General features: G+C 67.3%; 6 protein-coding genes and 1 pseudogene. All 7 read right to left on the bottom strand.

Annotated elements, in window-relative coordinates; all coding sequences use genetic code 11:
- Nucleotides 1-1,253, bottom strand: a 1,253-nt coding sequence (locus ABYB95_RS15790) for a hypothetical protein (protein WP_372659516.1), incomplete at its 3' end; no start/stop codon positions are given.
- Between the two features lie 4 nt (nucleotides 1,254-1,257).
- A complete protein-coding gene (locus tag ABYB95_RS15785) occupies nucleotides 1,258-1,944 on the bottom strand; it encodes a phage baseplate assembly protein V (protein ID WP_372659515.1) in 687 nt (228 codons plus the stop codon).
- Nucleotides 1,941-3,032: a phage late control D family protein gene (locus tag ABYB95_RS15780; RefSeq protein WP_372659514.1), complete on the bottom strand. Its 1,092-nt coding sequence runs from the start codon at nucleotides 3,030-3,032 to the stop codon at nucleotides 1,941-1,943. The genes ABYB95_RS15785 and ABYB95_RS15780 overlap by 4 nt, the downstream gene beginning before the upstream one ends.
- A 17-nt stretch (nucleotides 3,033-3,049) precedes the next feature.
- A complete protein-coding gene (locus ABYB95_RS15775; protein ID WP_372659513.1) occupies nucleotides 3,050-3,220 on the bottom strand; it encodes a hypothetical protein in 171 nt (56 codons plus the stop codon).
- A gap of 17 nt (nucleotides 3,221-3,237) precedes the next feature.
- Entirely contained in the window at nucleotides 3,238-4,230 is a 993-nt protein-coding gene (locus ABYB95_RS15770; protein ID WP_372659512.1) for a hypothetical protein, read from the bottom strand.
- 2 nt (nucleotides 4,231-4,232) lie between these two features.
- A complete protein-coding gene (locus ABYB95_RS15765; protein ID WP_372659511.1) occupies nucleotides 4,233-4,832 on the bottom strand; it encodes a phage tail protein in 600 nt (199 codons plus the stop codon).
- Nucleotides 4,832-5,710: pseudogene (locus ABYB95_RS15760) on the bottom strand (phage tail protein); the annotation flags it as partial. The gene ABYB95_RS15765 and the pseudogene ABYB95_RS15760, both read right to left, overlap by 1 nt.

Here is a 5,710-nt window from a genome sequence, read left to right as displayed (position 1 = left end):
TCGGGTTTGAGGCGCAGAAAACAGCGCACCACATACTGCGCCTGGGCTTCTTCAAACCGGCCCGGCGCCGGGTTCACCTGCGCAAAACGCTGGCCCACGGCTTGCGACAAGAGCTGGCGCAAACGCCGCGCCTGGTCGCTGCCCAAGAGCGGCCAATGGCTGGGCATTTCGGGGCGCGGGGCGCTGCCATCGCGCTCCAGCAACACCCGGGCCGCCTGGCGCAGAAACACGCTGGCCGGGGTGGTGCGGGCCTGGGTCTCGCCTGTGCGCAAAACCATGGGCAGCGGTATGCGCGCCAGTTCGTCGCGCAGGGCCTGGAACGCGGGGTCGCTGCCGTCGAAGGCGTCGAACTCGTTGCCCAACTGGCGCAACAGACGGATGAAGCGCTGCATGGCGCTGCGCGCCGAGCCATCGGGTTTCAACAGATTCCAGTGCGCGTTGGACACACCCGCAGGCTTGTCGGTGGTGGCCATCTCGGCGGCTTCAAACCAGTCCGCGTCCAGGGTCTCGCCGGCCAGCGGAAAGTCCATGCGCTCGCCGCGCAACGCCTGCACCAGGTGGTTCTTGAAGTCGGCGCTCTCGGGACCGAAGGCGCCGGTTTCGTCAAACGCCTCCGGGGTTTCGGCCAATTCGCCGCTGACGGTGGGCACCACCCCGTAATACAGGGTTTTGCCCGCCGCCTGGCACACCTCGGGCGGCGCGATGAACATGGGCACCACGTGTTCGTTCAGCAAGGCGTCTTCGTTCTGCAAGGCCATCAAACCCAGTTCGCGGTCGATGTCGGCCACACCGGTCTTGCCGCGCGCCAGCCGCAGGCTGCTCACCGGATCGCCACTGTGGCCGTCCATGCGCGCCACCGGTATCCAGCCACGCAAGCGGCCCTTGGAACGCATCCAGCCCTGCAACACCGCACGGCCGTTGGTGCGCACCCGCCGCACCACCAGACCCGCCGAAGCCACCCGCGAGGGGTCGATGCGCACCTCGCCCGGGGTGTCGCACCAGGCCTCCAGCACGGCCACGTGGTGTTGCCGCTGCACCGGCTGGAACAGCTTGAGCACGCCGCTGGCATTGCTTGCCGAGGCGCGCGACTGCTTCAGACGGCGCCGCCCGTCGCTGGTCTTGAGTTCGTCCAGAACGGCTTCGATGAAATCGCCATCGGAGCGCTGCAAAAGCAGCGGTGCCTGGTCACCCTGGATGTCGCGGGGCGCACCCAGAACCGTTTCGTGTTCGTGTTGGCGCAACAGTGTTTTCATGGCGTCACCACACGTTCCCCGCACCCGGCGTGTAGCTGGTGGAGACCACCGAGTTGGTGATCAAGGTGTCGCACTTGACGATGCCGGAGAAGTTCGACATAGCGGCATCCACCTTGACCATGCCGGCGCTCACCTCCACCTGCGGCGCGTTCACCGTCACCTTGGCGCTGGCCTCGACGGTGATGCCCGCCGTCTCGAGCTTCACGCTGTTGCCATTGGCATCGACCACCGTGATTTCACCCGGACCGTCTTTCAGGGTCACGACCTGCCCACCAGGGGTTTCCAGCGTCAGGGTTTCCTGGCCGTCCTCGTCGAGGATGGTGATGGCCACGCCGTTTTTCGACTTCAGGCGTTTGGTCTTGTTCTGCCCGCTGTCGATATCGGCGGGCGAAGCCGAACTTCCGTTCCACAAACCGCCCACGATCAGCGGAAAACGCGGGTCGCCGTTCATGAACACCACCAGCACCTCGTCGTCCACGTCCGGCAGAAAAAACAGGCCCCGGTCGGAGCCGGCAAAGGGCGCGACCACACGGGCCCAGAGCGGCGCGTCCTGCTCGCTCACGCCATCGTGGCTGAGCAAGCGCACCTGCACCCGGTTGCGCGCGTCGGGGTCGTCCAGCGACACCACCTGCGCCAGGGTGGCCGCGTGCATCCAGCCCAGCGGCCGTTCAAACAGAGCGTCTCGTTTCATGTGCCTTCTCCCAACCAGGCGCACTCGGCGGTGAAGCCGGTGCGGTAGCCCTGCGTCTGGTCGTACAGGTGTTGCGCGCTGCACACGTAGTAGCTGTTGTCGAACTGCGAAGACAAGCCGCTCACCGCCACCGTGGTGCCCACGCGCAGCGCCGGATTGCCTTCGGCCATGCCTTCGATGCGCACAAAGCGCCGGGCCCGCTGGTCGAACGCGGCGCTGGCCACCGCCTCGGCCTCAGCCTGCGTGGCCACCGCCAGATGCCCCACATGTTCGCTGCGCGCACCAAAGGCTTCTTCCAGCCACGCCGCGCCGCTGCGGCCACTGCCCGGACCGCCGTGCGTGAGCGCGCTGGCCTCGTGGCTCACGGCGCTGCCGTCCACCGGGTTCCAGCCTGCAGTACTCAGTTGCGTGATCTGTTGCGACACATCGGCCAGCACGCGGGCGCGCACCAACTGGCCAAACATCGCCAGCTCAATTTCACCGCGGGCCACATCGCCGCGCGGCGAGACCTGCAAGGCATCGCCCACGATTTGCAAATCGGCATCGAAGCGGGCCAGCAGGCGGCGCAGAAAGGCCAGATCACTTTCGTTGATCTGCGCCCAGGTGCCCACGGGCTCGGTCAGGCCGGTGATGGTGGGCTGCAGGTGCAGCGCCTGCGCCACTTCGCGCACCACGTCGGCCAGCGACATGTCGGTATAGACCTTGCTGCGCCGGGCCAGGCGCGCGGCGAACAAGGCGTCTTCGGCCAGCACCGTCAGTTCGGGTGCTGCGCCCATGGTGTAGAGCAGTTCGATGGCGCTGACCTTGCCCCGGAATATTTCCACCGGTGCCTGGGTGTCGCCGCCGTACACCTCGATGGCCGCGCCCAGCTTGAGATCGGCGTTGGCGTCAAAAGCCGCTTCGGTGGCGCCGCTGTTCAGGCTCACGAGGTTGGAAAACCGCAGCTCGATATGGCTCATGCCCCCTTCGCTCTCTTCCATGCGCATGGCCGTCAAGAGGTGGGTCAGACGCAGGTCGGCCTCGCCCGCCAGCCGCAGTGTGGGGCGGGCGCTGTAAATCGGGCGGGTACTGAGGGCGGCTTCGGGCATGGCTTCGGCTGTGGTGGTCAATCGGCGGCAATGCGCTGCAAGCGTTCGGCGCGCAACAACAGCAGCGCCTGGACCTTCTCGCTCAGCTCGTCGGACGCGGCGTTCGCGCCCTGTGCCTCCGGTGTGGGCGCTGCCACGCTGGGTTCAGGCGCGACTTCGGCGGTGACTTCCTCAAACGTGATGGGCATGGTCGGCTCCTTTCATTTCATCCTTCAAAGCTCAGACTGCCCTTGGCGGCGACCTGGGTGCCCAGGCTGGCTTCACCGCCCCCTTGGGCCATGCCGCCGGGGGCAAAACTGGCGCCCGCGCTCACGGGGGCCGGGGGCAACAAGGCCTGCGGGTTGGACAAGGAAGCACCCGCCGAGACACCGCTGCGCAAGCCGCCAAAGGCCGTGCCCGCCGTGCTGGCTATACCTGCGCTGCCCCCCACACCCACACCGGCTCCAGCGCCGATGCCCATACCGCCACCGATGCCGATCCCGCCACCCAGACCTGCGCCAAATGACAGCGAGCCGGACGCGAACGCGGCTGGCGCACCCAGCGAAACATGGGCTTCCACCAACAAAGAAGCGCTGCCGCCAAAACGCAGGCTGGCCGAGGCATTCAAACCAGCGATGGCGCGCGCGGCGCGCGGGTCGCCACCGGCGTTGGCGACGTCGGACGGTCCACCACCACCGGGCACCTGCACGGCGGGTGTACCCTGGTTGGGGTCCGACTTGGTCTTGCCGAACTTGGCACTTTCGAACTTGTAGCTGTCGTTGGACATGGTCAGGTTGACCGATGCCCGCAACGGCACGCCGTCGGCCGAGAACAGCTCCAGCGTTTCCCGGTACTGTTCGATGGTGCCGACGAACTTGTAGGCACCCCAGCTGAGTTCCACCACCGGCGGTGTTCTTTCGCCCTCGGGGCCGAAAGGATTCAACAGCTTGACCATGCGGTCGGTGTAGGTGCGCACGTCCTCGCCACCGCTGACTTCGCCACCGGGGTTGCTGGCCGTGGTGTCGAACACCAGATCCATGGTGAGCTTGGCCACGGTCTGGCTGACGAACTGCCGGCTGCCGCCGCCATTGGCCGCAGGCGCCAGCGTGTTCGACACGGTGAACTGCAGCGTCGCCGGGTTGAAGTGCACCTTGATGGCCTTCTCGCTCGCCCGCGACTGGTTCTTGAACTCGGCGATGGCCAGTTTTTGTTCCGACATGTTCAGCCCTTCGGCGCCACGAGAGACAGGCCCTCGTGCACCAGATGCAGTTCTTCTATGGCGATTTCACTGCCCTTGCCATTGAGGTCGGCGGCCTTGAACTTGACCGGCATGCAGGCCTTGAGCCCCCAGCTCAGAACCGTGTCCCCGGCTGCGTTCTGCACATCGACCTGTGCGTCCAGCCGGTGCGCATAACCCCCGATGGCCACGGTGGAGAACCAGGTCCAGAGGTCGCGTGTGCGGGTCATGCCGCGCTTGAGGATCACGGTGGAGAAGCTGACCGGCCCTGCGCGCTGGGCTGCGCCGTAGTTGACGCCGCCGACCTTGATGAGCTTGGGCTCCATGGTCGCCTCCAGGCCGCTGCATTCGGCAAAAGCGCCCTCGCACACGGCGACCTCGTTGCCGGCCTGGCGGAACACCAGTTGGAAGCGAAACGGGATCAGGGGCGGCAACAGGTTTTCGGCCAGGTCCTTGCCACCGGGCTGTGCGCCCTTGGTGTTGCCGGCCCGTTCGCCCAGGCTGGCGGTCGCGCTGGCCGAGGCACCGAAACCGACCCCGAGAGAACCCGAGGCCGACGCGTTGGCATGGGCTTCAAACGGCATCAGGCCACCTCCCGCACGCGGTCTTCAGACAGGCCCGCGGCCGACAGCGCCAGCACCACGGTGATGCGCTCGATGCTGTGTGCCGGCAGCACCGTGATCTCGGCCACCAGGCGGCCGTTGTCCACATCGTTCTGGGTCATGGTGTGGCGGTCGCAGCGCACTTGAAAGGCATCGTCGGGGGTGGCACCGGCCAGGGCGCCGACGCGCCAGAACCCGGTCAACAAATCTTCGAAGCTGCGGCGCAGACGGTCCCAGGTTTGCGGGCCATTGCCGTCGAACAACACGGTCAGGCCGCGCAGGCGCGCGGCGCGCAACACGGTGGCCATGAGGCGGCTCACACCGGCGCTGCGCCAGGCCGGGTCGACACTGGTCGTGACGTCGGACTGCAAGGCACAGCCACCGGCCTGCTGGGTGATCAGGCACACGCGCTCGGCCAACAAGGCGCTGGGCGACTGTGGGCCCGCACCCCAGGCGGGCGTGGGCTCCAGCCGCAACACGTCGCGCAACCGGGCCTGCGAAAAATCACCGGCGACCGAGGCGTGCGTGCCGCGCGCCAGCGCACCAGCGGCCAGCAGGCCGGCCAGCGCACCGTCGGGCGATTCCAAACCCTCGGGCAGGTCTTGCGCTGCGCGGGTGGCCAGCCAGGGGAATGCCAGTTGCACGAAAGCGCTGGCCACCGAGGCGTCGCCGGCTTCAAAACGCCCGGCAGCTTCCAGCACGCCGCTGCGGCGCAGAAATTCGAGCATGTCGTCGTGCGCGTGCACCCCACCGTCGGCGCGCGGTCGGCGCGCGTCTTCGCGCGCCAGCGGCAAAGCGCCCACAAACAACATTTCGCGCTGGTGGCGCGCCAGAAAGCTGCGCACCGCCGCCACCGCGAT

The organism is Hydrogenophaga sp. (assembly GCF_041633695.1).
Taxonomy (GTDB): Bacteria; Pseudomonadota; Gammaproteobacteria; order Burkholderiales; family Burkholderiaceae_C; genus Hydrogenophaga.
Note: the sequence above shows the minus strand (reverse complement) of the source record. Positions and strands in the feature narration are given on the sequence as shown.